Annotated in this window: 1 protein-coding gene; it reads left to right on the forward strand. The window is 48.7% G+C overall.

Annotated elements, in window-relative coordinates; all coding sequences use genetic code 11:
• Positions 1-201 precede the first annotated feature (201 nt).
• Positions 202-409 (forward strand): hypothetical protein (locus GQY55_RS30840; RefSeq protein ID WP_160045737.1); only part of this gene is annotated, 208 nt, incomplete at its 3' end.

Here is a 409-nt window from a genome sequence, read left to right on the forward strand (position 1 = left end):
AATCCCGTCTACTGGCCGTCCCAAACCGGATCGCTACGGAATGTGAAAACGAGCCAGCTGACGTTGTTGAGTCTGTCGTTCGTCGAGAAATAGAAACTGCACTGTCTGCCCTGGCGAAATACACCCCGGGCGGTAGGGAGAATGAACCATAGACATTGCGGAGGACATAACAGGCAAATAAATAAATAGGTGGTGGCCATCATGGCAAAAAAATACGAAATGTTATTCGAGCTCAACGGCGACATTGACCCCCGAATAGCTCGGACATTCGAAATGCTGTCCAGGGATGTCTTAGATCTTCGCGGTGACTTTGACAGCTTAAAAAAGACAAAGGGTATCAAAAAAATAACCGAAGACGCAGAAGATGCGACCGAAGCCTTTCATGATCTGCGCGAGCAGACACGGGAGT

Origin of the sequence: Paenibacillus sp. USDA918EY (assembly GCF_009870825.1) — a bacterium.
Lineage (GTDB): Bacteria > Bacillota > Bacilli > Paenibacillales > Paenibacillaceae > Paenibacillus_AQ > Paenibacillus_AQ albilobatus.